Below are 21897 nucleotides of genomic sequence, written 5' to 3'. Positions count from 1 at the left end.
GGCGCGCGCCTTCTCAGCGTGGCTGGTCAGGGCCCCGAGATGTCAACCCACACTCCGGCACACTCGCGTGTTCTCCGCTGCGCTACGCCCACGCGCTCCACCGAGCCCGGCAACCCGTACTCGCTGCGCTCGCAGCCGAACTCGGTTCCGGTGCCTACGTTCTTCGGGGTTGACATCCCACCCCGACCAGCCCAATCGGCAGGCGACAACGCCACCAACCGAAAGGGCAGACGATGACCGACAACTTCTCCGACATCAAGACCTACACCATCTACCGACACAACGTCCCGTTCGACGGAACGTTCACCACCGAGACCGGAGTCCTCGAAACGATCGAACCGGCACGGCACGACTGGTCAGGACCGGGCGATCACGACCCGATCGAACACCAGCACTGACAGCAAGGCCCCCACCACACGGTGGGGGCCTACCGTCATGCTTTTCACGCCCGAACTACCGGGCGGACACCCGCTCCCGGTCCGAACGCCGACGTTCGACGACCTCGACACCGATCCACACCGAGAACAGCCCCAGCGGGATCCACACGTCCAGGGTCGGTGACCATCCGCCGGTCGCTACGCCCCAACCGACGACCAGGACCGCGAATACGCACGCGGCCGCGATCACGTACGGGACCAGGCGATCCCGCAGCACCGCCACCACCATCGACTGACTCACATCACCACTGTGCCAGCGTCGCCGACGTCCGTCATCCCCTGATCGGCTGATCATCACAATGGGCCGGCACTCCGGCGTCAAGCAGACTCCGGCGACATAGACCCACGCGCTCACACTCCGCTGCGCGTCGTTTAGAGCTTATTTCGCGGCCCTATCCCACCTCCGCAACTTGACTCCTCCGACCGACCCAAGTGCATGGCCGTTTATCAGGAAATGACCAAACAATGGTTTATCCACACCAACCAACAATGCGCGCAGACCGTAACAAAATAGATACCTCGAATATGTCGAAAGCTGTTGCGGCACAACGGTTAATAGCCTAAAATAGAGGCACAGCAACGCATTCCAGTCGACTCTCATCGCAAAGGACTCAGACCAATGACTGACACCACGATCACCGTCTACACCAAGCCCGCCTGCGTTCAGTGCAACGCCACCAAGAAGGCCCTCGACAAGGCCGGCCTCGGCTACGAGCTCGTCGACATCAGCGTCGACGACACCGCACGGGACTACGTGATGAGCCTCGGTTACCTCCAGGCCCCGGTGGTGGTGGCCGGCGACGACCACTGGTCCGGATTCCGGCCCGACACGATCAAGGCTCTCGCCACCACTCGGGCCGCCTGAAAGGACTGACCTGTCATGGCAATTGACTACGAACAGCGCGCAGCGTGGCACTGGGACCGGGCCGAACAGGCCCACGCCGAAGGTGACCCACAGCTCGCGGCCGAGCACGAACACGCCGCCGGCATCTGCGAGCAGTTCGCCCACGAAGACACCACCGGCACCGCCGCAGCCTGACAATCCCCCCATGGACCCCACCGACCCGGACCCCGACAGGAGTGACGACGACATGACCGCCGCGCTGAGTGCGTTGCCCGTCGAGGAGATCCCGCCGGTCGACGTCGACGACCTCGAGGACGACTACACCGCAGCTGGATCGTTGGGAGCTGATCCCGGCGCCGAGATTGACGTTGCCACCGACCTCGAGCAAGAACTGTTGTCGGCGTTGATGTGGGCCCCGCTGGCCATCGCGCGCGCCGTTGCCGCACAGCTCGACACCAAACACTTCTGGGTTCCCCAGCACGCACGCATCTTCGCAGCGATCGACGCCGTCGCTACCAACGCCGCACCCTCTCCCGCTCTGGTCAATGCGCAGTTGATGGCAACCGGTGGCCAGGGTGAACTCAGCGCCCGAAGCGCGCAGAAAACCATGCTTGCCCTGGTCGCACCCACCCACCGGCCGATCGCCGTGGCGGCCCAGGTGCCCTACCTCGCCATCGCCGTCATCGACGGTTGGTACCGCCGCGGATACACCGCCCTGCTGACCGCGATGGACCAACGCCGGCGTGAGGCCCCGATCGAGGAGCTGGCCGAGCATTGGGCGCAGCTCACCGGATACCAACAACGCGCCGAATCCGACTGGCTCACCCGACGCCAGGCCCTCACCGAAGTGGAGAGATGACGATGACCATGACCGACACCGAGTACGCCCACGAGACCGACGAATCCCGTCAGCGCCTCGCCTACCAGCTACATAAAGTCGACGGGCTGCCGCTGGCCGCGGTCGCCGACGAATTCAACGTGTCGCTGCCCGAGATCCAGGACTGGATCGCCGACTACATCGCCCGCACCGACGCCGCGGCCGCCGCCGCGCAACCGCCGCTATTCGAGTGAAGAGACCACCATGACCGCACTGTTCGATCCCGCTGGCGACGAACTCGACTGGCAAGCCGACGGCCTGTGCCGTCAGGTCGACCCAGATCTGTGGTTCCCCGAGCTCGGCGAGCGGGACGCCGCAGCAAAACGGATCTGCGCCGACTGCCCTGTGACCGGTGAGTGCCTGGACTGGGCGCTGGCCACCGACGAACGGTTCGGGGTCTGGGGTGGCCTCTCGGCCGCGGAACGGCGACGCTTGACCCATCCCGACACGATGCGCCGCGCATCATGAGCACACCAGCGAAGGACGCACCGATGACACTTCCCCGGATCACGTGCCCGGACTGCGGCTACGTCTATCCCGTCGGCACGGTCGCCCTCGGCGGCGAGGTCCTGGACCCCGTGGTCGAGTCGGGCGGCCGGTCGAGCCACCCTGCCCACTGCGAGCGGTCCGAAGCGCCCCGCACCGGCGGCAGCAGCCAGGGGCTCTATCAGCAGATCCCCTCGACCTGGAAGTGACTGCACGGCCACCCCGCGGTGGTCGTGAACAGGTAGAATTCTGAGGTAACCACGTAGGAGGACGATCGACGATGGCCACCACCACCCGGACCGACGAGCAGATCATCGCGGCTGTCGCCGCTGGCCACGAGATGGCCGGCATGCCTCTGGACGCCTCCGACGTCGCCGCGCTGCGCCGACGTCACAACGGTGAGACCTCCGTCGCCGACGAGCGGGCGCGGATACTGGCCGAGATCGAGGCCGACCGTCACCGCTGACGGGTCCGCGCTTACGTGACTCCCGACGACAAGGCCGGGCAGGTTCCCGAGAATCTGCCCGGCCTTTCCGATGCCCAGGAGCTCGCTCGGTTCGAACGCCGCATGGCCGCGATCGCTGTCGACGACCTCGAACGTCACCCCGGGCTGATCGCCGGCCAATTCGATCTACCGCACCTGCAAGCGATTCACGGTTTCATCCTGCGCGAGGTCTACCCGTGGGCCGGGCAGCTGCGCACCACCGACACCCAGGCGATGGGGATGGCGCACTGTCGGCCGGCGTTCCTCGCCGACGAACTCGACCGGGTGTTCACCGGCATCACCACCGACCGGCCCTCACACGTCGACCGCGACACCGCGATCGCGACGGCCGCCCATCACTGGGGTGAGCTGACCGGTGTGCATCCGTTCGTCGACGGGAACTCACGAAGCCAGCGCGTGTTCTTTCACCGCTACCTCAACGACGCCGGGTGGGACATCGACTGGCGCGTCGTCGACGCCGCCGCGGTGCACGCCGCCCGCCATGTCGCGATGGCCACCACCGACTCATCGTTTCTCGCCGCCGAGCTTGCGCCCGGCGTTGTGCGCCTGGGCGACGCCGCGCCCGGGTCTCTCGCTGCGAGCCAGGACACCCGAGATCCCGCCCGCGCTGTCGGGTTGTTCCGGGCAATGATGATGCACCGCCGTGCCGGGGGAACCGGGGACACGTTCAGCGCCCAGACGGCGGCCGCGGGCCCGATGGCCGGCCCGTCCGGAGAGGTTTTTGTTTCCAAGCCCTACCGGGGTCGGGGCGGCGAGCACACGTCATCGACCCAGTCACGGCCGGATCGGCCGCGCGGGTTGGGTCGTTAGAGGGCGGTCACCACCGGTTCGGTGTCGACGGTGTCTGGCGGGCACTGTTGCCGGCGACACCGGCGAACGCCGCCAGCAGAAACAGCGGCAGCAGCAGGAACATCACCGTCGCCGCGGCGAACGCGGCGCGCAGCAGGATCGGGCTCCAGGTCCTCGGCGCAACCCATCGCGGCGCATAGCCGGGCCCGATCGGCGGCAGCCAATAGCCCGGCCGTGGCCGGCGGATGAGGTATCCGACCGCGACACTGAACCCGAACGTCACGACGCCGAGAGTGAGCCACACGGTGGCGAACACGGCACCGAAGCTCGCGGTGGCGAGCATGTTGTCGATCGCGTCGACCATGGCTATCTCCTCATCGGCTGGTGGTGGTCTCTGGTGATATCAGACTGCTCGGACACTGCCTTGTGCGCCATTCGCCGCGCGGACATTGGTCCTAGAACGCGACGATCCCCGGCCACCCCACAGGGGCCGGGGATCGCGTAGCACGCCGTTGTGCGGTGAGGCTCAGCGCTTCGCGGGCGGAGTCAACTGCGGGAAGGTGACGTGCAGACCGGGGAACGCCTTCTCTGCCTGGCGGCTGATGTCGGCGACGGCGTTGCTGACGGTGTCGCGGGTCGTCTGGGCCAGGAACCCGGCCGCCTTGTAGGGGGCGTCGGCCTGTTGGTGGCTGATGTTGACCGGGATCGACACTGGGCCGAGACTCGCCTTGCCGGAGACGTCGCCGGCCTTGTTGACGACGTAGTCGACCTTCCCGCCGCCGGGCAGGTTGTTGCCATGGAGCTCGTACTGGTTGCCGTTGGGGTTGGGCGGATCGGCGCGGTAGGGCCGCTCGTTCTGGGTGCCCGGGGTGACGGTCTTGCCGTTGGGGTCTGCGCCGGGGTCACCGGCACCGACCTGATCGCCGACGGCCGCGCCGATGATTCCGCCGCCGATGGCGCCGAGAACACCGACACCCAGGCCGAGGCCCACGCCGATCGCGGCACCGCTGCCCGCGCCGATGAGGGCGCCGGTGCCGACGTTGAGCGGCTGCGGCGGGACGAACGCGCCAATCGCTGCGCCGACGCCAGCGCCGATGAGCCCGCCGGTGACACCGCCGATGACTACGGCCGGAACACCCAGAGCGGTGAACCCGATCGCGGCACCGGCGGCGCCGCCGGTAACCGCGGCCGCACCGCGGCGGGCGGCCTGGTCCTTGGGAAGTCCGACTGATTCCCAGAACTGCGCGATCTTGCCCTCGGCGACGCCGGCGTCCTGGTTGATCGCCGCGGCGTCGGCGTTGGAGAGCTGGACGGGCTTTTTGGTGATGTAGTTACCGATCCGGATGTAGCCGACCGGGGCCAGGATTGTGCGTGGCGGCGCAGTGGGCCGCGGCGCGTGCAGCACGACCGACGGCTCGTTGTTGTAGGTCGTGGAGTAGGTGGTCGGCGGGCTGTAGTACACCGGGCCGGTCGGGCCGTAGAACGCCGGAGCGGTGTCCGGGGCAGGTGCGGCCTGCACGATCGGGGCCGACTCCTCGGGCAGGGTCGGGATGGCTGAGCCCCGCGTCGACGGTGCGGGGGTGAAGCCGCCCTGGCCGTCGCCGGGTGCGGTGAATCCACCCTGGCCCTGCCCGGTACCGGGAGCGGTGAACCCGCCTTGCCCGCCCGGATCGGCCATCGCCGGGGCGGCGGTGCCGACGGTGGCCGCGGCGATTGCGCCCAGAACACCGAGTGCGATGACGCGTGTCGCGCGGTGGTTTCCGTCGGCGGCGACCGCGGTGCCGTCGATGGGGTGACGGCGGCGGTGCCGACCGATCACAGGGGTGTCGTAGGGGCAGGGGCTGGCTGTTTTCGACATGGGGGTAGCGCCTTTCGTTGTGTGCTGGGAAAAGAGGACCGGGCGCGATGCGCCCCGGTCTAGGTCGGGACTAGCTGATGCGGACGTTGAGGAGGTTCTGCGCGATCAGGGTTCGTCCGCCGATGACGGTGGTCTGGAAACGCTGCTGATAGATGGTGGGTGCACCTCCCCCCGGTGGGGTTTCGGTGAGCGTCACATCGAACAACCCGCCGCCGGAGTCGACGATGCGCAGGCAGTGGCGCGTCCCGGTGGGGGTCTGGTTGATGGTGGTCTGAATGTCGGTGGGCTTGCCCATGTTTGCCGTGGGTGCTCCGGTGGCGCGGGCATCGGTACCGGAGCGGGCGACGTAGAAGGCGTAGTCGTATTTCTTGATGACCCCGGGGCCGCTGGAGAAGTCGCCGGCGTCGCGGCCGGTGGTCACGTTGCCTTTCGTCGACGACGGGCAGTCGGCATTCGGGTCGACCGGAGCGGCGGCCGGCGCCGCGCTCGCCGAGGTGGTGTCGGGCTCGGGGGCGATGGCACGCGGGGTGGTGTCGTCGCTGCCGACGCCGCCCAGAACGACGGCCGCGGTGACCGCCACAGCAAGGATCAGCACGACCAGTCCGCCCATTGCCAGGGCCGCGTTGCGGACGTTGCGTCGCGGCGAGGGGCGACCGGGTGCGGGCTGGATGGGTGCGGCGGCCCGGTCGGCAGGTGCGTCGTCGAGCAGCGGTGCGTCGTCGGTGACCGGAGCCATTTCGACTGTCGGTGCGTCACCGACGCCGGGGTACTCGACCGGAATGGGGTCGGGCGCCGGGGGCGTCGTGACCGGGTCGGCGACGGTGTTCCAGGGTTCGGCGCTGGCCGGCGGGATCTCTTTGCTGCGCTTCATGGTGGTGGTGTCCTGTGGCTCGTTTCGGTGGTGTGGGTGGCGGCTTTCGCGGCCAGGGCCGCGCAAATCCAGTCAGAGAGCTGTGGGTGTTGTTCGCGGTCGGTCCACCAGGCGTCGCGGGCATCGGACCAGATGTCGGGGCGACAAGTGAACGAGCGACGGGCCCGGGTCGGTGCGCCGGCCGGTGCTGGTTCCCGGCGGCCGGGTGGGATGCGGGCGGGTGCGGTGCGCAGTGCTCCGCCGGTGCGGGCGCGCGTGGTGGCGACACCGTCGGCGATGGCGGCCTCGAGCCATTCGGTCCACGCCGGGTAGTCGTCGAGTGCGTCGGTCCAGGCGAGTTTGCAGGTGTCCCAGAGGTCCTGGGGGCAGGAAAACGATTGCCGGGTCCGGCTCCACTGCGTGCTGTCGGTCATCGGTCATGCCCCTTAGAAGTCGCGGTATCGGGTGATGGTGAGTCCCCCGATCCTTGCAACCAGCGACACGATGACCACGCCCACCACGAGTGCGGCGGTGGCCGGACCGATGCTTGTCTGCCACGGGCCGCTCACCGTCACCGCGGCGATGATCGCGGTGAGGATCAGTCCGGTGGCGGTGAACAGCACTCGCGGGGCGGGGGTGAGGAGGATGAACGCCCACAGCAGCAGCGCCGCGAGAACGGTGGCCACCACGCTCAGCGCGACCGCTGCCCCGGTGTGCGGCGACGGGATCGCCAGCCCGTGGGTGGTCCAGTAGCTCAGGGGGACCGCGTCGTAAATCCGGGCCAGGACGACACCGTGGATCAGCCACGTGGCCAGGGCGACGATGACGGCGATGGCGACGGTTCCGCCGACGAACTTGCCGACCTCGATCCCGGGATTGATGTGCGAGCGGGCCTCGCGGGCCCGATCGGCGGGTGAGTCGAGGAACGGTTTGTAGTCGCGGATCGGGGTCGCCTGCGGGCTGGTCTGCGACCACGCCCGTGTCGATTCCGGCCCCGAGCTGGTGGCGTCGCGACGGTTGTCGACCGGGTCACCGGAGTAGGGATCGCGGTACGGGTCACGGGTGTACGGATCGGCGTTGGGACCGTAGAACTTGCCGTCGCGCTCATGCGGTGACGTCATCGCGCCCACCCCTTCGGGTCCATCCCGATGGCTGACCCGGTCGCCAGAGTGTGACCAACCGGGCGCCCCGTTCGCTGCGCATCACGCGCCGTCACGGGTCGCGACGCCGCGGTCGCGGCGGCGCCGAGGAACGGTCCGGCGGCGGCGTGCTCGGCGACCTCACGTGCCTGGGCGTCGGTGACGATGACGGGGACCGGGGCGTGGGTGGCCTCGGAGATCGCGGCCAGTTGATCGCGGGTGCCCAGGGCCACGTGCAGATAGTTCGTTGCGTCGGCGGCCGCCAACGCGTGCTGGTTGCTCAGTGAGAGACCGACGTCGCCGTAGCTGCGCTCGGCGAGCAGTGCGTCACGACTGACCGTGCCCAGTGCCCGGATTTCGGAGTCGGCGTAGTCGCGGAGCTCTGCGCTGCCGGGCCCGCCGGCGGCGCGGATCGAGTAGGCCTCGGCGAGAATGTCGAGTCCGTCCAGGGCTGCGTCGGCGGTGCCGCGGGCCGCGGCGTTGGGCACATCGGTGCGGGCGGTGCTCGATTCGATGGCGATCGCCGCGCGATAGGTGTCGAGGGTGGTGGCGAATGCTCCGTCGAGCGCGGCGTCGACGGGATGGCCCGGGTCGGTCAGCGTCGCGACGGTGGCGACGATCGAATCGACCAGTCGTGTCGCCCGCTCCCCCAGACCGGTGACCCGGCTGCCCGCAGCGGGCTCACCGCCGCCGGTGGTCGGGGCCGGAGTGGGGGCGCTCATGCGCTCTGCTCCGCCAGTGACCGGTCTGCGTCGACCGGGGCCGGAGTGTCACCGGTCGACGATGCACCGCCCTGGGTGGCGTCGCCGATGGCGCTCACCGCGTCCGAGCCACTGGCCGGCGCCGGGTTCTTCTTGGACGTGCGCGCCCGCGCCGAGGCCAACGCGGTTTCTGGTCGCAGCCCGATATTGGCCAAGGCCGATGGCTTCGCCCCGGCTGCCTTGGCCTCCTCGAACGCGGCGAGGACCGCATCCTCGTCGCGCTCCTGGCGCGATGCGAGCTCCCGCTCCTGGGCCTTGCGGTCGGCCCGGTTGGCCTCGTACGCCGCGACCGCTTCGGACAGTTCGGCGATCCGCTGCTCGATGCCGTCGGAGATGATCTCGCGCCGATACGCCTCAAGCGCGCCCGCGGCTTTCGTCTTCCCTGCCACCGGGACTCCCTTCGTTCGTCAGGTCTGTGGAGCGGCCTCACCGCCCATAGACATCTAATGTATCTAATGGTTCCATTGTCAAGCGGCGCGCCGACACGGCGAGCCTTTCCGCCGGCCGGGCAGCCGCGTCGGCCCCGGCGGAAAACCCCCGCTGTCCTCAGCATCTTTAGCGGTGGGCACCCCCAAATCCGCGGGCAAGCGCCCAGCGGAATTCGCGAGAGCAAGATATGTCAAAACCCAGGGGTTTTGACTTGCGCCTGCGGCGGGCGGTCGCCAGACTCGGTGGTACGAGTCGCGGCCAGAGCGGTAGCTGGCCTGGTGTGGCGAGTGGTCGGGGGCGGAGACCGCGACCATGAGAGCGCCCCGAACGGGCGGGAACAGACACGGAAGGGATCGACGATGGCGACACGATCGGCGCGGGGGCATCGCACCCACGTGTCGGGTGCGCCACGTACCCGCCGGGAGGTCTACCTGTCGGCAGACGAGCGCACAGTGATCAACACCGCGGCGGCGCAAGCCGGTCTGACGCCGGGGGCGTACATCGCCCGGGAGTCAGTGCGCGCAGCGCGTGCGGACACCTCCGGTCGAAGCGACTCCCCCGCTTCCGAGGTCGCGCCGGCGGCCGGGGTCACGGTGTCGGGTGCCCGGGAAGTGCTCGACGAGGTCCGCCATCTGCGGCGGCTGATGGGCAACGTCGCCGGCAACCTCAACGACGTCGCGCGGCACGCCAACTCGACCGGCGAGCTGGTCGAGAAGTCGTCGGCGATCCTGGACTACGTGCGGCGCACCAATGAGCGGGTCGACGCCGAGCTCATGGCGATCCTGCGGAGGCTGCGGTGATCGGCAAAGTGGACCGCGGGTGGGATGCGCCCGGACTGGTCTCGTATCTGATGGGTCCGGGTAAGCACAACGAGCACACCCGCCCGACAGTCATCGCGTCGTGGCAGAACGACCCCGGCGCGTTGCAGCCGACGATGATCGGCGGCGGCGATTTCGATTTCGATCCCGCCGAGCTCGCTGCGCTGCGGGCGCATGTCCACGCCCCGGCCGAGGCGGTCGGGCTGCCGCGGCGTCAGCCCGCCGAAGGCGAACCGGGCTACACCAAGCACGGCTATGTCTGGCACACCTCGATCGCGATTCCCGCCGGGGACGGCGCGATCGCCCAGGAGACGTGGGCGCAGATCGCCCGCGATGTGATGGAGCGGACCGGCATCGCCGCGACCGACGATCCCGGCGGGTGCCGGTGGATCGCGGTGCACCACGGGCGCAGCGCCGAGGGCAACGACCACATCCACATTGCGGCCACCCTGGTCCGCCAAGACACCGGCGCACGCGTGCATCCGCGCAACGACTACCGCAACCTGCGATCGGTGATGCGGGAATGGGAAGACCGACTGGGGCTGACCGTCACCGCGCAGAACGCCCGCGACGCCGACCGGCCGTCGACGCGCGGCGAGTTCGAGAAGGCGGCGCGGCGCGCCGCCGACCCGGACGCGTTCGTGCCGTCGCGGACCGATCCGACGGAGACGATCCGGGGTCAGCTCCGCCAGGTCGTCGCCGAGACCGCCTCGACCGCCAACGACACCGAAGAGTTCCTTGCCGGCCTGCGCACCCGCGGACTGCTGGTGCACCTGCACCACGACCGCACCGGGGCCGTCGACGGCTACGCCGTGGCGTTGCCCGGCGACCGCAACCGCCAGGGCCGACCGGTGTTCTACGGCGGTGCGAAGCTCGCCCGGGACCTGTCGTGGCCGCGGGTCTCGGCGGAGTTCAGCCGTCACGGCGGTGTGGTCGCCGACCGGCCCGCCGAGCGGGGTTGGGATCTCGGGGCGACCCGCCTCGACGGAGCCCGCGAGGTCGTCACCCGCGCGCAGAACGCATTCGCCCGCCAGCCCTACGCCGCGCAACGCGACATCGCCGTGGCCGCGCACCGCATGGTCGCCACCTACACCAAGGTCACCGCCGCCAACCCCGGGCCGAACGGGAAATCCGATCCGACCGGGCCACGCATCCAGTCGGTGTGGGCTGGACACCGCTCGGCGCGGGCAGCGCGGCTGTCGTCGCACCCCCGTCACGACACCGGGCGGCCGCTGGCCGGGATCGCCACTGACCTCAATGCCGCATCGCGCAGTCTCCTGGCGCTGCGCGCGCTCGGTGAGGGCGGACCCGCCAAGACCGCGAGCGTCGAGCTCGCCGTCGCCCTGGCCGGGCTCATCGCCGAGATCGCGGCCTGGCATGACCGCACCGGAGCATCCGCCGGCGGCACCGCCGCCCGGGGCTGCGTCACCGCACTGCGGACCCACGCCGACCGCGTCGGCACACCCGCGGTCGCCGCGGCGACACCGGCGGCGCGTGATCCGCACCGCGGGCCGCCACAGACAGCGGGACGACCGCACGGGACACCGCGATCGAGTCCCGGTGCACGACGCACACCACCCCCTCCCCCCGGACCACAGACAGGACCACGGCGATGACCACACCCGAGCACCGCAGCCACACCGTCACCGACGAGCTCGCGCACCTCCGCGAGACACCGCACCTGGGTCTGCCCCGCGAACAGATCCTCGGGATGGCCATGGCCGCCCGCGCGCTCGCCAGCGGGCTACGGGCGGTGCGCGAAGGCCGGGGCCGGGCCGGGTGGTCCGACGCCGAGCACGCAGCCCGCCTCGAGCTCGCCGCCGACGCACATGGGATCGACCGACTCACCCCCACCCAGGCGCAGGAGTGGAACCAGAGAGTCGCAAACGGCGACATCACCACCCACCAGCACACCCCGTCGGGCATGGTCATCTCGTTCGCCGACCTCGACGACCGCACCCAGGTCGTCCAGGCCACCCTCGACGATCGCACGGTCACAGTGGCGGCCGGATCGGCCGACATGGGCGCGCGGGTGCGGTCATGGCTGGCTGACTCCCCCAGCCATGACCGGCTCAGCGAATTGCGCGACGTCGCCCGCGAGATCGCCGAAGACAAGGTGCGCGTCAACGTCGACGACACCCGCACCGCCGACACCACGGCGGCGGCCGCCGAGGAGCAGACCGAGAACCGCGGACGGCAGGAGACCGACGCCCGGGAGCGCCGCGACCTCGCCGACCGGCTCGGTGACCGGGTCCCCGATCGGGTGACCGGTCATCCGTCGTGGGCGCGGGCGGAGAAGCAGTTCGCCGACCTCGTCGCCGCCGGCGCCGACCCTGACGTACTCACCGATGCCGTGGCCGGTCTGCGGTTCACCGAGCAGGTGCGTTCGCCTGCCGGCCTCGCGATGTGGCAGATGCGCAAGACCGCGGCCGGGCAACCCGGACCGAGCGACGAGGACAGCGCGCGGCGTGAAGCCGCCACTGAATGGCTGGCCACCGAGGCGACCGACACCCCGACCGATCGGGCCCGCGCCGCCCGGCTGATCGGTCAATTCGACGAGGCGTTCGACGCTCAGCTCGCCGACAAGTACCCGGGCCTGCTGTCGGTCGACGACGCCCACATCGCCGATCACATCGCCCGCGCGGACACGAACACCGATGCGGCGGCCGAGCATGACGAGACCGCGCGCGTCGAGGAAACTGACCTCGCCGCGATCGCCGGACCGGTCGTCGACGACACCCTCGACACCACAGCACGCGCTGACGCCGCGCTCGAGCGCGGCGAATCCGTCGACCACGGCCACACTGCTGAGGACGAACGTGACCTCGCCGAGAACGCCGAATCCGATCGCGCCCGCCACGCGGCCGATCACCCCACCGATGAGCGTGCCGCCGAACGCGCGGCCGCCGCACCGTCGCGCACCGCCGACGGCAACGCCGTCCGCACCGCCAACCCCCGGCCCCGCCGCGGTGGCCCCGCCCGCGGCCCGCAACAGAACACCAACCACCGTGCCCGCACCCGCTGAGTCGAACCAGTCGCCACCCGGGACCCGCGACACCGACGACGCGACAGGGCTCGGCGCACGGGTCAAGAAGATTTCGCTGCTCAGTGGTGCCCTGGTTCTCTTGTGGGCCGGAGCTTTTTGCTGCGGGCTCGCCCTCAAAGCACTCATGCAGGGCGAGGGACTGGTGGTCGCGGCGGCGCTGTTAGTTATCGGCGCCACTCTTGCAGTCGTGACGACCATCTGCGGCGAGCTCGACCCACGGACCGTTCTTGTCGGTTACGGGCTACGACCCACAGATGCGCTCGGATTCCGACCTGCTCGGATTGTCCTTTACATCGGCCTTGGATTTGTCCTCGCTGCCGCAGCATGGCTCATTGCCACCTACGTCACCTCGCCGCTGTTTCCGAGGCCTGACGGACTCGTTGACGATCGAGCCACCGGCTACAGCTCCGCGCGGCCGGTGGTCGGAGCGCTCGGCCAGTTCGTGCAGAACGGATTCCCGGAAGAGCTGATGTTTCGAACCCCCGTGGTCCTTTGGGCGGTCATGATCATGCCCACGTTCGCAACGCGAGTGGCGCGGTGGTCCTCAGGCGCGGCCGTGGTCCTCCTCACTTCCGTTCTCTTTGCCGCGATCCACAGCGAATACGGCATGTGGAACATGTCGCACGCTTTCCTCAGCGGTCTGCTGTACGGAACAGCCGCACTACTCTTCCGGAGTCTCTGGCCGACGATCATCGCGCACACCGCCTACGACACCGCCGTCCTGGTTCTCTGACGCCCAGCTCCCACCGTCGGAACCGCGGGGGATCGTGATTGCGTTGGTCGCGCTGCTGGTCAGTCATTGAGTGACTTACCGTGACGGTGTGTTGCCCATGCGCGGCGCGCGGTAGAGACCAGGGGGGCACGTGACAGATGAGGGTGGTCAGGCCGGCGAGGAGACCTCGGCCGAGGAACCGGTCGAGGGCGGTATTAAATTTCCGCCGGGCTACGACGACAGCTACCTCATAGCGGCGCGGCGAAAGGCCCCATTCATCGGCGAGATCCGCGGCCGCTGGTACGACCTCCCGTTCCTCGCTCTCGACGCAACGCTGCGGTCGTGGCCCCGGAGAGTCATGTCGCGGCGAGTCCGTCACCGTCTGGGGCAATGGCGCACCGCTCTCGTGAGATTGAACGACCACGACCGCAACAAGGCGTGGGACCCGCAAGATCCCTTGCACAACATCACCGTCCCCGATGACGAGCACGTCACTGTTCCCGCGATCTGGGTCGTCGAACTCTTCCCACCGAGCGCAACGGCGGACCTGGCGGCTCTGTACGACAGTTACCCACCCATGATGGCGTCACTTCACGGAGGCAGCTCAGCAGATTATCTCGCCGAAACCCGCGCAAGTGGCGGCTACCAGTGGTCCCGACTGGCCGACGTCGACCAATACCGACGGCCCGATTTTGCCTCGGTCGAACTGATCTCCATGCAGCTCGGAACCGGACTCACGGCTGTCATGGGGCGGTTCCGACTGACCGCCTCCACAGCACAGCAACTCGATCATGAGTGGCATCGCCCGCATGAGCCCGAACTCCGACGAACAGCCCACGGCCGGGTGGCCGATGATCGAGAATTTGCGTTCTACAACCAGACCCAGCGCGCCCGACGCAAGCTGCATGACGACGCTCGCGAGTGGATGGGAAGACACTGCGGAGGGTTCTTCCGCAACCGCAGCACCCCCCAACCGCTCGTAGATGTCCTACTCCTCGAACAGCACGACCCCACCCAGCAGCGCGGAGACGGCAGAATTCTCCGAGGTCTCGGCCTTTCCTCGGTCTTCGCGGTCATCGAGTCCCAGGAGGTCCGGAAGCTCATCCTGGCGCCCAGTGGCCGCTCACAGACCGACAACATCCTCGACAAGAACACGTGGGCATTGTGGGGAAATCGGGTCGTCGCGGCCGGCGAACGATCCGGCATGAACATCTACGGCGGGGAGCCTGATAGCGCGGCCGCAGTTGCTCATCGCGCAGCCGACGAGACCGAAAACCTACTGCTCGCGATCGCGGTCGACCACATGGTCGACGCGCTGCGCGCTCGCTACACCAGTGTTCGTGACACAGCCGGACAACACCAAGCCTTCTCGCCGAAACAGCTGTCCGACCTGCGTCAGGACATGCTCAGCCTGAGCCTCGACCTCGCAACGACCGCCAGGGAGATGGCGGCGTGGTGGAACGCACCGGGCGTCGGCGTCCCACGATTCAAGTTCCGCTACCTCGACGAGGACGAAGCACGGTTCGACTTCACTGAGGAGCTTCGCGACTCGCAACTCGCAACCCTCACCGACCTCGTCGCTGCGGAGACGTCGTTGCGCGGCATCCTGTCTACCGTCGCGACGCTGGGTGCAGCACGAGCCGCACACCGAACCGGCCGCCTCGCTCTAGGCGTGTCGGCCCTCAGCCTGTCGACAACCCTGCTGCTCAGCAGTCCCGGCCCGCACGCCGTCATCGCGGTCATCGTTCGCTGGTTCATCGACAACTAGTGGGCCTCTCGGTCGCGGGCTACTCCTGTTCCCCCACCCTTCGGCAGTCTGTGGGCGATGCTCGCGACAAGCACGACGCCCCCTGGCTCAGGGTTCGGCCGAAGCGCCCCCAGGACGCGCCAGGGGCGCTGGTGGAAAAACGTATCGAGAAGCCCCAACTCCTCCTTAGAACCCGCCAGCGACGACGCCGGGGGTGAAATCGGCAGTTCACGTGTCGCATCGTTGATCTGATATGAGTCGCACGTGTATCGCACCGGCGTCTCACAGTGAGGCCTGGGCCCGCAATTGAGGCCGATTGCGCCGGAGACTGACGACGACCGGTGGTGGCACGCTTGTGCCCATGAGTGACGACACAGACACCGCCGACCCGGGCGATGACAGCACCCCCGCGACGCCGGAAGAGACCCGGCGTATCGGCTTCACCGAGTGGTCCCCCCGCCTGTACAGCGTCTATCGCCACGTGCTAGTCCAGCGTCCCGGTACAGGCATCCGTGAAGCTGTTCTCGGCACGATGGTGACCGCCCGACAGCACCGCGCCTTGGTTCTCTATCTCCTGCTGGTGGGGTGGTGGCCCTGGCTCCAGAAGTACGAGACCCCGCTGTCGGCCGACACGTGGCTCCGCGCGCTTCGGGCCACCGGGAAACACGCGGCCACCGGGCTCACCTGGTCGGCGTCGTCGCTGTCGCGGACGTTCAAGGACCTCGAGGATCTCAAGCTCATCGAACCCCGCGTCCGAACCAAGCGCTATGTCCGCGTCGTGCCCCGCCGCGAAGACGGCGCGGCCGCGTACACGATCCCGAGCGGGGCCAGCGACGATCCCTACTTCACCCTGCCGCACGTGTTCTGGACGAGCCAGATGTTCGCGACACTGGGCCTCCCCGGTCTCGCGGTGTTGCTGATCATCCTCAAGGAAACCAACGGCCAGGACGACGTGTGGCTCTCGCGCACGGACATGACCGCCTGGTACGGGATCTCCGACCGCTCGGTCACTCGTGGCCTCGCCGAGCTCCGCAACAACAAACTCCTCGGCGAGCGGCTGGTCACGGTCAAGGCCCCGATGGCTCCCGGTGGCGTCACCGTGCGCACCCACTATTCGCTGCTTGGCGACTACAGCCGCGCATCCCGCGACGCACAGCGCGCGGCGGCCAAGGCCGTCCGCGACGCCGCCGCATCCACGACCACGAGTGCTGCCGAGTGACACGGGAGGAGGTGATGACGATGTTCCGTGGACCGAAAAAGACCCTGGACCCCTGGGGGCCGGTGAGTGCCTTTGCCCAGGTTGCCAGGGTCCTGATCGAGCTGTGTCGCTATCTGACAGATCGCTGATCTGTTCGGCGAGAGCGTCGTTGCCCCGACGTCCTCGCGCCATCGACGGTAGCGCCGGTATCGGCCTACCTCAAGTGTCGACTGCCCGCCCGGACTACAGATCCGGGCGGGCAGTTGCACTGATCTGGCAGCGCACACGGTTGAGTGCGGCCCAGTTGGGGGTGTTGACGTCGAGGTCGCGCATGACCAGCGACAGGCTGGCGTTGATCTGGTCGGCGACGTCGCGGCCGGAGAGTTCGCGGACGTGGTTGCACCAGTTGGCCGGGTTGCAGCGGGCGAGGACGTCGCCGATCTCTTCTAACGTTGCGGCGGTCCCCGGCCGCGTCTCAGCGACTGCGGCGTATTCGTAGTAGCCGCGGGTCAGGTTCTGGAGCGCGGCGAGGATGGCCGCGGCGGGGGCGTAGTTCATCGCCGGACCTCACTCTCGATGCTGTTCGTCATCGTTGTTCTCCTTCATCGGTTGTCGACGGCCGACCGTCCTCGGGCGCGGTGGTCTCCGGGAGCTCGTCTCGGCACAGCGCTGCCCCGGCCGCGTAGGCACCACCGATACCGCTCACATGCCAGCCGCACGTGGGCTGAGGTGGGTGCGTGAACTGCCACGTTGCGGCCACGACGACCGCGACCGAGATCAGCAGGGTCGTCACCGAACCGCCGGCCGAGCGGGCGCCAGTAGCCCACTGCACCGCGGCGGTGACATCGGTGGCCACCACCAGCAGAGCCCCTGCACCCACCAACGTGGCGATGCGTCGCCGTCGGCGTCGCTCGTAGATCTCGTCGTTGAGGTAGTTCGTCATCGAAGGACCTCCCGCGCCATCGCCCGCACAGTCGGGTCGTCGACGCTGTGCAGCCCTCCGACGTAGGCGGCGGTGATCGACTCCCTGTCGGCCGCGTGGCCGCGGTCGAGAAGGTGGGTGGCCAGTGCACAGTCGGCCCGCACCAGAGCAGATACGGCGTCGCCGATGTCGAACGGCGATGCAACACCGTTGTGGTCGTCGTCGGCTCCGTACACCGCGAACGCTGCGGGGGTGAGCTGCGCAGGGCCCTGCGCGCCGGCCGCGGACGCCGCGAGACGGTCGAACCCGGACTCTCCGCGAAGCTGCGCGGTGATGAGGCCGGAGTCGACGACGTCGTGCCCGCACAGCCTCAGTGGCGCCGTGGCCACCGCCCTCGCGTAGTCGGCCGGGACCGGGTCGGCCGGGTGAGCGGCCGCGACGGGCGCGGCGAGGCACAGGGACACCGCCATGGCGCACACAGCAGCGGGTAGGGGTGGGATGCGGCGAAGGGCGGTCATGGGATGCCTCTCGGTGTGATGGGTTGCGCTGTCGACGGTGTGGGTGGCGGGTGTGGCCGGAAACTCGGAAGGTGCTGTGGGGCTGGGGAGCCCACTCACCTCTCGTGCCCTTGGTTCCGGCCACACCCACCTCGCCATCGCGTGGTCCGGTCGAGACTGGGAGTGGGACGCACTCGATGGCGGGTTCATGGGGTGCCGTTAAGGATCGTGTCATCAGGTACATGAAGGCCGCGAAAACCCAGTTGCCAAGGGGCAGTGCGGTGTAGCTTTCGCCGTGATGAGGGAGCTCGACCAAGATGAGTTGATCGATCGGTGGACGCTGGTCGATGAGGAACTGGGGCTGGTTGCGTCGAAACGCGGCCCGGCGAAACTCGGGTTCGCCCTGATGCTGCGGTTCTACACCGAGACGGGCCGTTTCCCGCGAGGCCGGAGCGAAATCGGTGACGACGCGGTCGAGTACGTGGCTCGTCAAGTCGGGACCATGCGCACCGACATCGCGTTCTACGACTTCACTGGGCGGACGAGTAAGGCCCATCGTGCCCAGGTTCGCCACGCGCTGGGCTTTCATGAGTGTTCGGTGGCCGACGCCGACGCGCTGACCGACTGGCTGGTGGACAACCTCACCCAGGTTGCGCGGGGCGCCGATGTGGTGCGTGAGGCTCTGTTGGCGCGCTGCCGGGGCGAGCGGATCGAGCCGCCGACGGCCGGGCGGGTCGATCGTATCGTGCGTTCGGCGTTGAGCCGGGGCGAGGAGCTGTTGTTCGCGCGTGTCTCATCCCGGCTGCCCGATGATGCAGCCGACCGGATGTTCGCGTTGATCGGTATCGGGGACAGCGACGCCGAGATCGAGGACGGGCCAACGGTGTTCGCGGCGATCCGCTCGGACCCGGGTGCGGTCAGCTTGAACACGATGCTGACCGAGATCGCGAAGCTGGAGGCGGTGCGGGCGATCGGTGTGCCCGGTGACGTGTTCGCCGATGTCGCGCCGAAGATCGTGATGGGCTGGCGGGCCCGGGCGTCGGGCGAGTCGCCGAGCCACCTGCGCGAACACGCCCCGGAGGTGGCGTTGACGTTGTTGGCGGCGCTGTTGCACTGCCGGGCGCGGGAACTGACCGACACCCTTGTCGAATTGCTGAATTCCACGGTGCATCGGATCAACGCCCGCGCCGAGGTGCGGGTCACCGAGCAGCTGATCAAGGAGTTCAAGCGGGTCACTGGCAAGGAGAACCTGCTGTTCAAGGTCGCTGAGGCGACCGTGGATGCCGGGGATGCGCTGGTGCGCGACACGGTGTTCCCGGTCGCCCCGCAGCAGGTGCTGCGCGATCTGGTGGCCGAGTTCAAAACCTCGGGCCCGACGTATCAGCGGACGGTGAAGGCGACGCTGAAGGGCTCCTACACCAACCACTACCGGACCGGGATGATCAAACTGCTGTCGGTGTTGGAGTTCCGCAGTAACAACACCGCCCACCGCCCGGTGCTGGATGCGCTGGAGCTGATCGGCCGCCATGCCTCGGGTGCCCTGCGCTACTACCCGGTCGAGGAAACCGTCCCGGCGCATCGGGGGGTGAGCGCGGACTGGCTCGAGCTGGTCTATCACACCGACAGGCGCGGCACACAGCGTGTGGTGCGGATGGTGTATGAGGTGTGCACGTTCCAGGCGTTGCGGGAACAGTTGCGGTGCAAGGAGATCTGGGTCCTCGGCGCGGGTAAGTGGCGCAACCCGGCTCAGGATCTGCCCACCGATTTCGAGGAACGCCGCGTCGAGCACTACGAGGCGCTGCGCAAACCACTCGACGGTGCCGAGTTCATCGCGTCGATGCAGGCCGAGATGGGCGCCGAACTCGATGCGCTGGCCGAGGCCGTACCGAAATGCGAATGGCTCGAGATCAAAGAGCGCAAGGCCGGTGCGATCAAGCTGGCGCCGGTGCCCAAGCAGCCCGAGCCGACGAACCTGCGCAAGCTGAAGAAGGCCGTGCGTACCCGGTGGGGACAGGTGCCGCTGATCGACATGGTCAAGGAGACGGTGCTGCGCACTGGGTGCCTGAGATCGGTGACCTCGGTCGCGGACCGCGGATTCATCCCCGAGGACGTGCTGGCCGAACGCCTGCTGCTGGGGATCTACGCCTACGGAACCAACACCGGCATCCGGTCGGTCGCCGGTGGCGATCACCGCCACAGCGAGGAGGACATCCGCTACGTACGTCGGCGTTATCTGACGGCGGAGGCGGCGCGGCAGATCGGCATCGAGATCGCCAACGCCACCTTCCGGGTGCGCAGTCCCAGCGTGTGGGGCGAGGGCTCGACGGCGGTCGCGTCGGATTCGACGCATTTCGGGTCGTGGGATCAGAACATCTTCACCGAGTGGCATTCCCGCTATGGCGGGCGTGGCGTGCTGATCTACTGGTCGGTGGAGAAGGGATCGGTGGTGATCCACTCGCAGCGGATCAACTGCTCCGCCAGCGAGGTGCACGCGATGGTTGAAGGCGCGGTCCGCCACGGCACCGAGATGAGCGTCGAATCGAACTATGTCGACAGTCACGGCCAGTCCGAAATCGGGTTCGGTGTCACGAAACTGCTGGGGTTCGATCTGCTGCCGCGGATCAAGCGGATCAACAAGTGCAAGCTGTATCGACCGGCCGCCGGACAGGCGGATCTGTGGCCGGAGTTGCGGCCGGCGATGACGCGCCCGATCCGCTGGGAGTTGATCGCCCAGCAATACGACCAGATGGTCAAATACGCGACCGCGATCCGCACTGGTACCGCCTCGACCGAAGCCATCCTGCGGCGGTTCATGAAGGCCAACGCCAACCACCCCACCTACCAGGCGATGATCGAACTCGGGAGGGTGCAGAAGACCATCTTTCTGTGCCGCTACCTGCGCAGCCGAGAACTTCAAAGGGAGATCGAGGAAGGGCTCAACGTCATCGAGTCCTGGAACCGCGCCAACAGCGTGATCTACTACGGCAAGACCGGGGAGATGGCGTCCAACCGCGCCGACGAGCAAGAGCTGAGCGTGCAGTGCCTGCGGATCTTGCAAGCGTCCCTCGTCTACGTCAACACCCTCATGATCCAAGACGTTCTCGACGACCCCGACACCGGCGACATCCTGACCACACCGGCCGACAAACGCGGAGTGACCCCGCTGTTCTGGGAACACATCCTGCCCTACGGCGAGGTGAAACTGAACATGACCAGCCGCCTCACCCTCAGCGGCTGAGCCCCCCCGGCTGAAGGGGGTACGGCCGCTGCGGGTGTGCGACACCCTGTTCTGAGGCGGGGGTGGGTGAGCGTGTACCGGGCGCAGCGCGGCGATTCCCGCTCTCACTCGGCCGAGGTAGTGACGGGTGATTCCGGTGTGGCGGTGGGGCGAGGGTGCGTGGTGGCGGTGCGCGAAATCGGCGGTCGAGCGGGGCCGGGCCCCGTGTCGTCGAGGGGTCCGGCGCCATGGCCAAGTTGCCGAGGGCACTGGCTTCGGCCTGTTCAGAGCGTGGGAGCCGGGTGTTGACCGGAGTGTGATGGTGATCATGATCGCGGTGGAATCGGCGTAGGATCGGCGGCCGTGAGCCGCTGCGTCCGCCCTCCGGTGCTGGTGAGCGTCGTGGCGTTGATGCTGACGGTGCTGGTGTTGGTTCTGGGGGTGAGCGAGTGCCGGGCCCTGGCGGCGGACGGGCGCGCCACCGCGTCGGTGGCGGCCACCCCGAATGTGCCCGTCGTCGGCGGGAGTATCGATCACGCGGGCCGTGAGGGGGATCGGTGCGAGCACGCGGCACACGAATCGCTGCTGGCGGCCACGACTCTCGGGCGCGAGGAGAGCACCCGCGGGTGGATGGTCCCTCCGCTCGTTGCGGTGGCCGGGCTCTCGGGCCGGCCCGCGCTTTCGCGGCGGGGTCCACCCACGACACGCCGTGCCGTGTGCGGCGGTGCGGGAATTCTGATCCGTTTCTGTATCTGCCGACGCTGA

The 21897-nt window shown here is 68.4% G+C and carries 28 protein-coding genes; 17 read left to right on the top strand and 11 right to left on the bottom strand.

The genetic code is table 11. The features are described from left to right. Positions 1–233 precede the first annotated feature (233 nt). Positions 234–398, top strand: coding sequence for a hypothetical protein (locus TU34_RS24015; RefSeq protein WP_160298575.1), 165 nt, complete (start codon positions 234–236; stop codon positions 396–398). Between the two features lie 55 nt (positions 399–453). Here the strand turns inward: TU34_RS24015 and TU34_RS21840 are convergent, their stop codons facing one another. Further along, positions 454–678, bottom strand: coding sequence for a hypothetical protein (locus TU34_RS21840; RefSeq protein ID WP_045825027.1), 225 nt, complete (start codon positions 676–678; stop codon positions 454–456). A 378-nt stretch (positions 679–1056) separates the two neighbouring features. Here TU34_RS21840 and nrdH point away from each other — a divergent pair, with 378 nt between their 5' ends. From nrdH to TU34_RS21805, 8 genes are all read left to right on the top strand, one after another. Continuing rightward, complete coding sequence (nrdH, locus tag TU34_RS21835) at positions 1057–1302, top strand: glutaredoxin-like protein NrdH (protein WP_045825026.1); 246 nt, start codon at positions 1057–1059, stop codon at positions 1300–1302. 15 nt (positions 1303–1317) lie between these two features. Further along, positions 1318–1476, top strand: coding sequence for a hypothetical protein (locus TU34_RS24160; RefSeq protein ID WP_203225515.1), 159 nt, complete (start codon positions 1318–1320; stop codon positions 1474–1476). 10 nt (positions 1477–1486) lie between these two features. Next, on the top strand, positions 1487–2140 hold the full coding sequence (locus TU34_RS21830; protein WP_052689189.1) for a DnaB-like helicase N-terminal domain-containing protein: 654 nt from the start codon (positions 1487–1489) through the stop codon (positions 2138–2140). Positions 2141–2142: 2 nt separating this feature from the next. Further along, complete coding sequence (locus TU34_RS21825; protein WP_045825025.1) at positions 2143–2352, top strand: hypothetical protein; 210 nt, start codon at positions 2143–2145, stop codon at positions 2350–2352. A 10-nt stretch (positions 2353–2362) separates the two neighbouring features. After that, entirely contained in the window at positions 2363–2626 is a 264-nt protein-coding gene (locus tag TU34_RS21820) for a WhiB family transcriptional regulator (RefSeq protein WP_045825024.1), read from the top strand. Between the two features lie 23 nt (positions 2627–2649). Continuing rightward, positions 2650–2853, top strand: a complete 204-nt coding sequence (locus TU34_RS21815; protein WP_150116665.1) for a hypothetical protein — start codon at positions 2650–2652, stop codon at positions 2851–2853. Between the two features lie 71 nt (positions 2854–2924). Continuing rightward, positions 2925–3110 carry a hypothetical protein gene (locus TU34_RS21810; protein WP_045825022.1) on the top strand — a complete coding sequence of 62 codons (186 nt, stop codon included), beginning with the start codon at positions 2925–2927 and terminating at the stop codon, positions 3108–3110. 15 nt (positions 3111–3125) lie between these two features. Further along, the gene (locus TU34_RS21805; protein ID WP_045825021.1) at positions 3126–3959 is read left to right on the top strand and encodes a Fic/DOC family protein; all 834 of its coding nucleotides are present in this window, start codon (positions 3126–3128) and stop codon (positions 3957–3959) included. A 7-nt stretch (positions 3960–3966) separates the two neighbouring features. Here the strand turns inward: TU34_RS21805 and TU34_RS21800 are convergent, their stop codons facing one another. The 7 genes from TU34_RS21800 to TU34_RS21770 all read right to left on the bottom strand — a co-directional run bounded on the left by TU34_RS21800 (position 3967) and on the right by TU34_RS21770 (position 8935). Further along, positions 3967–4302: a hypothetical protein gene (locus TU34_RS21800; protein ID WP_045825020.1), complete on the bottom strand. Its 336-nt coding sequence runs from the start codon at positions 4300–4302 to the stop codon at positions 3967–3969. Positions 4303–4464: 162 nt separating this feature from the next. Then, on the bottom strand, positions 4465–5796 hold the full coding sequence (locus TU34_RS23770; RefSeq protein ID WP_150116664.1) for a hypothetical protein: 1332 nt from the start codon (positions 5794–5796) through the stop codon (positions 4465–4467). Between the two features lie 70 nt (positions 5797–5866). After that, entirely contained in the window at positions 5867–6667 is an 801-nt protein-coding gene (locus tag TU34_RS22610) for a DUF8176 domain-containing protein (RefSeq protein WP_052689185.1), read from the bottom strand. Beyond that, entirely contained in the window at positions 6664–7080 is a 417-nt protein-coding gene (locus TU34_RS21785) for a hypothetical protein (RefSeq protein WP_045825019.1), read from the bottom strand. Before TU34_RS21785 ends, TU34_RS22610 begins: the two co-directional genes overlap by 4 nt. A gap of 12 nt (positions 7081–7092) precedes the next feature. After that, positions 7093–7767 carry a hypothetical protein gene (locus TU34_RS21780; protein ID WP_150116663.1) on the bottom strand — a complete coding sequence of 225 codons (675 nt, stop codon included), beginning with the start codon at positions 7765–7767 and terminating at the stop codon, positions 7093–7095. After that, positions 7764–8507, bottom strand: coding sequence for a hypothetical protein (locus TU34_RS21775; protein ID WP_045825017.1), 744 nt, complete (start codon positions 8505–8507; stop codon positions 7764–7766). The genes TU34_RS21780 and TU34_RS21775 overlap by 4 nt, the downstream gene beginning before the upstream one ends. After that, a complete protein-coding gene (locus tag TU34_RS21770; RefSeq protein ID WP_045825016.1) occupies positions 8504–8935 on the bottom strand; it encodes a hypothetical protein in 432 nt (143 codons plus the stop codon). The genes TU34_RS21775 and TU34_RS21770 overlap by 4 nt, the downstream gene beginning before the upstream one ends. Before the next feature lie 399 nt (positions 8936–9334). On the opposite strand from TU34_RS21770, the gene TU34_RS21765 reads away from it, so the two are divergent. The 6 genes from TU34_RS21765 to TU34_RS21740 all read left to right on the top strand — a co-directional run bounded on the left by TU34_RS21765 (position 9335) and on the right by TU34_RS21740 (position 16517). Then, positions 9335–9775: a hypothetical protein gene (locus TU34_RS21765; RefSeq protein ID WP_045825015.1), complete on the top strand. Its 441-nt coding sequence runs from the start codon at positions 9335–9337 to the stop codon at positions 9773–9775. Further along, positions 9772–11409, top strand: a complete 1638-nt coding sequence (locus TU34_RS21760; RefSeq protein WP_045825014.1) for a relaxase/mobilization nuclease domain-containing protein — start codon at positions 9772–9774, stop codon at positions 11407–11409. The genes TU34_RS21765 and TU34_RS21760 overlap by 4 nt, the downstream gene beginning before the upstream one ends. Then, positions 11406–12818 (top strand): hypothetical protein, encoded by a 1413-nt coding sequence (locus tag TU34_RS24010; RefSeq protein ID WP_045825013.1) that lies wholly within the window; start codon positions 11406–11408, stop codon positions 12816–12818. The genes TU34_RS21760 and TU34_RS24010 overlap by 4 nt, the downstream gene beginning before the upstream one ends. Continuing rightward, positions 12802–13572 carry a CPBP family intramembrane glutamic endopeptidase gene (locus tag TU34_RS21750; protein ID WP_045825012.1) on the top strand — a complete coding sequence of 257 codons (771 nt, stop codon included), beginning with the start codon at positions 12802–12804 and terminating at the stop codon, positions 13570–13572. The genes TU34_RS24010 and TU34_RS21750 overlap by 17 nt, the downstream gene beginning before the upstream one ends. Positions 13573–13702: 130 nt before the next feature. After that, positions 13703–15319, top strand: a complete 1617-nt coding sequence (locus TU34_RS21745) for a hypothetical protein (RefSeq protein ID WP_150116662.1) — start codon at positions 13703–13705, stop codon at positions 15317–15319. Between the two features lie 340 nt (positions 15320–15659). Continuing rightward, on the top strand, positions 15660–16517 hold the full coding sequence (locus tag TU34_RS21740; RefSeq protein ID WP_052689184.1) for a hypothetical protein: 858 nt from the start codon (positions 15660–15662) through the stop codon (positions 16515–16517). A 222-nt stretch (positions 16518–16739) separates the two neighbouring features. On the opposite strand, the gene TU34_RS21735 is transcribed toward TU34_RS21740, so the two are convergent. From TU34_RS21735 to TU34_RS22605, 3 genes are read right to left on the bottom strand one after another with little or no spacing between them, the layout of a single operon-like run. Next, positions 16740–17054, bottom strand: a complete 315-nt coding sequence (locus TU34_RS21735; RefSeq protein ID WP_045825010.1) for a hypothetical protein — start codon at positions 17052–17054, stop codon at positions 16740–16742. Positions 17055–17082: 28 nt separating this feature from the next. Next, positions 17083–17439, bottom strand: coding sequence for a hypothetical protein (locus tag TU34_RS21730; RefSeq protein WP_045825009.1), 357 nt, complete (start codon positions 17437–17439; stop codon positions 17083–17085). Next, entirely contained in the window at positions 17436–17936 is a 501-nt protein-coding gene (locus tag TU34_RS22605; RefSeq protein WP_150116661.1) for a lysozyme family protein, read from the bottom strand. The genes TU34_RS21730 and TU34_RS22605 overlap by 4 nt, the downstream gene beginning before the upstream one ends. 277 nt (positions 17937–18213) lie before the next feature. Here TU34_RS22605 and TU34_RS21720 point away from each other — a divergent pair, with 277 nt between their 5' ends. Together TU34_RS21720 and TU34_RS24710 are read left to right on the top strand one after the other, a co-directional pair. Beyond that, positions 18214–21153, top strand: coding sequence for a Tn3 family transposase (locus TU34_RS21720; protein ID WP_203225514.1), 2940 nt, complete (start codon positions 18214–18216; stop codon positions 21151–21153). Positions 21154–21495: 342 nt separating this feature from the next. Beyond that, entirely contained in the window at positions 21496–21897 is a 402-nt protein-coding gene (locus TU34_RS24710) for a hypothetical protein (RefSeq protein WP_476756166.1), read from the top strand.

This window comes from Williamsia herbipolensis, from assembly GCF_000964005.1.
In the GTDB taxonomy this organism is placed as follows: domain Bacteria; phylum Actinomycetota; class Actinomycetes; order Mycobacteriales; family Mycobacteriaceae; genus Williamsia_A; species Williamsia_A herbipolensis.
Note: the sequence above shows the minus strand (reverse complement) of the source record. Positions and strands in the feature narration are given on the sequence as shown.

Excerpts from the sequence above, each read along its gene's own strand:
- TU34_RS21830 (WP_052689189.1), top strand. The coding sequence starts at position 1,487 with ATGGACCCCACCGACCCGGACCCCGACAGGAGTGACGACGACATGACC.
- TU34_RS21730 (WP_045825009.1), bottom strand. The coding sequence starts at position 17,439 with ATGACGAACTACCTCAACGACGAGATCTACGAGCGACGCCGACGGCGA.
- TU34_RS21800 (WP_045825020.1), bottom strand. The coding sequence starts at position 4,302 with ATGGTCGACGCGATCGACAACATGCTCGCCACCGCGAGCTTCGGTGCC.
- nrdH (WP_045825026.1), top strand. The coding sequence starts at position 1,057 with ATGACTGACACCACGATCACCGTCTACACCAAGCCCGCCTGCGTTCAG.
- TU34_RS21775 (WP_045825017.1), bottom strand. The coding sequence starts at position 8,507 with ATGAGCGCCCCCACTCCGGCCCCGACCACCGGCGGCGGTGAGCCCGCT.
- TU34_RS21765 (WP_045825015.1), top strand. The coding sequence starts at position 9,335 with ATGGCGACACGATCGGCGCGGGGGCATCGCACCCACGTGTCGGGTGCG.
- TU34_RS22605 (WP_150116661.1), bottom strand. The coding sequence starts at position 17,936 with ATGACCGCCCTTCGCCGCATCCCACCCCTACCCGCTGCTGTGTGCGCC.
- TU34_RS21780 (WP_150116663.1), bottom strand. The coding sequence starts at position 7,767 with ATGACGTCACCGCATGAGCGCGACGGCAAGTTCTACGGTCCCAACGCC.
- TU34_RS21810 (WP_045825022.1), top strand. The coding sequence starts at position 2,925 with ATGGCCACCACCACCCGGACCGACGAGCAGATCATCGCGGCTGTCGCC.
- TU34_RS21735 (WP_045825010.1), bottom strand. The coding sequence starts at position 17,054 with ATGAACTACGCCCCCGCCGCGGCCATCCTCGCCGCGCTCCAGAACCTG.
- TU34_RS24160 (WP_203225515.1), top strand. The coding sequence starts at position 1,318 with ATGGCAATTGACTACGAACAGCGCGCAGCGTGGCACTGGGACCGGGCC.
- TU34_RS21825 (WP_045825025.1), top strand. The coding sequence starts at position 2,143 with ATGACCATGACCGACACCGAGTACGCCCACGAGACCGACGAATCCCGT.
- TU34_RS21740 (WP_052689184.1), top strand. The coding sequence starts at position 15,660 with ATGAGTGACGACACAGACACCGCCGACCCGGGCGATGACAGCACCCCC.
- TU34_RS21820 (WP_045825024.1), top strand. The coding sequence starts at position 2,363 with ATGACCGCACTGTTCGATCCCGCTGGCGACGAACTCGACTGGCAAGCC.
- TU34_RS21720 (WP_203225514.1), top strand. The coding sequence starts at position 18,214 with ATGAGGGAGCTCGACCAAGATGAGTTGATCGATCGGTGGACGCTGGTC.
- TU34_RS22610 (WP_052689185.1), bottom strand. The coding sequence starts at position 6,667 with ATGAAGCGCAGCAAAGAGATCCCGCCGGCCAGCGCCGAACCCTGGAAC.
- TU34_RS21815 (WP_150116665.1), top strand. The coding sequence starts at position 2,650 with ATGACACTTCCCCGGATCACGTGCCCGGACTGCGGCTACGTCTATCCC.
- TU34_RS23770 (WP_150116664.1), bottom strand. The coding sequence starts at position 5,796 with ATGTCGAAAACAGCCAGCCCCTGCCCCTACGACACCCCTGTGATCGGT.
- TU34_RS24015 (WP_160298575.1), top strand. The coding sequence starts at position 234 with ATGACCGACAACTTCTCCGACATCAAGACCTACACCATCTACCGACAC.
- TU34_RS24010 (WP_045825013.1), top strand. The coding sequence starts at position 11,406 with ATGACCACACCCGAGCACCGCAGCCACACCGTCACCGACGAGCTCGCG.
- TU34_RS21785 (WP_045825019.1), bottom strand. The coding sequence starts at position 7,080 with ATGACCGACAGCACGCAGTGGAGCCGGACCCGGCAATCGTTTTCCTGC.